Annotated in this window: 1 protein-coding gene; it reads left to right on the top strand. The window is 71.3% G+C overall.

Features of this window, described 5'->3' with window-relative positions; translation table 11 throughout:
* Window positions 1-79: 79 nt before the first annotated feature.
* Window positions 80-1,159 (top strand): IS110 family RNA-guided transposase, encoded by a 1,080-nt coding sequence (locus HNR00_RS25280; RefSeq protein ID WP_183574314.1) that lies wholly within the window; start codon window positions 80-82, stop codon window positions 1,157-1,159.
* Window positions 1,160-1,475 lie beyond the last annotated feature (316 nt).

The raw sequence follows: 1,475 nt of genomic DNA, 5'->3' as shown, positions 1-1,475 counted from the left end.
GTGATGGGGTGGACGGCCCCCGACGGCATCGTGTGTGCCAGATTGAGGTCGTTGCAGATCTCAAGCGAGGAGGCCGTCCATGGAGCAGATTACCCGCATCGGGCTCGACACGTCCAAGTCCGTTTTTCAGGTCCACGGTGTGGATGGGGCCGAGCGAACGGTGGTGAAGCGCCGTCTGACGCGGGCGAAGATGCTGGCATTCTTCGAGCGCCTGCCGCCCTGCCTGGTGGTCCTGGAGGCCTGCGGGGCCTCGCATCACTGGGCGCGGGTGCTGCGGGGGCTGGGGCACGAGGTGCGGCTGATCGCGCCGCAATTGGTGAAGCCCTACGTCATGCGCGGCAAGAACGACGCCTCCGACGCCGCGGCCCTGTGCGAGGCGGCCAGCCGGCCACGGATGCGCTTCGTGCCGGTCAAGACACCCGAGCAGCAGGCGGGGCTGATGCTGGCGGGCCTGCGCGACAAGCTGATCCGCCGCCGCACCCAGCTGGCCAACGGCATCCGCGGCTACGCGGCGGAGTTCGGGCTGGTGGCGGCCAAGGGGTTGGAGCGGATCGAGGAGCTGTTGCTGCGCACGCAGACCGAGCCGGGCGTGCCGGATCTGGCGCGGCGTCTGTTTGCCGGGCTGGCGCAGGACTACGCGGTGGCTCAGGCGCGCGTGAGCGAGGTCGAGGCGGAGCTGCAAGCCTGGCACCGCACCAGCGAGCAGAGCCGACGCTTGGCCGAGATGCCGGGGATCGGCCCGGTGGGCGCCGCGCTGCTGACGATGAAGATCCCCGACCCGGCGGCGTTCCGCTCGGGGCGCGACGTGGCCGCCTGGCTCGGGTTGACGCCGAGGAACCACTCCACCGCCGGGCGGCAGAAGCTGGGGGTCATCACCCGGGCGGGCGACGAGGCGCTGCGCAGCGTGCTGGTGGCCGGGGCGATGTCGGTGATCCGGCAGGCCAAGCTCGGGCGGGGCCAGCCTTCGGTCTGGCTCCTCGGGATGTTGGCGCGCAAGCCGCTCAAGCTCGTGGCGGTGGCGCTGGCCAACAAGATGGCCCGGGCGGCCTGGCGCTTGATGCGCACCGGCCAGTCCTACGATCCGGACCGCGCCGCCGGCCCGGCTCGCCCCGCGCCGACGGCGGCTCACCCCACGCCGGCGGCGGCTCAGCCCGCCTGACGCGGGCGAGCCGGTCCCGCCGAGATCCCCGAGCGCCCGCCGCTCTCACCCGTTCGTCCGCGCCTCGGCGCGGACCCCGCGCTTGCAAGGAGGAGATGGTCCGGTCGATCGACCCCCGTGACGCGTGGCAGGTTCCGTGGAATCCACTGGCGCTCGACGCCGCATCCGTGATGGGACCACACGTCGCGAACACCATCTTGGCCCGCAGGTCCTCACACCTGCATCACAGGCCGGACATATGGATGCAGGTCAGCGCAACCAGATCACCGCTCCAAACCTTGCGAGAAGGGGGCCGTCCACATATGGATTCCGGGTT

The organism is Methylorubrum rhodinum, from assembly GCF_014199935.1.
Taxonomy (GTDB): domain Bacteria; phylum Pseudomonadota; class Alphaproteobacteria; order Rhizobiales; family Beijerinckiaceae; genus Methylobacterium; species Methylobacterium rhodinum.
Note: the sequence above shows the minus strand (reverse complement) of the source record. Positions and strands in the feature narration are given on the sequence as shown.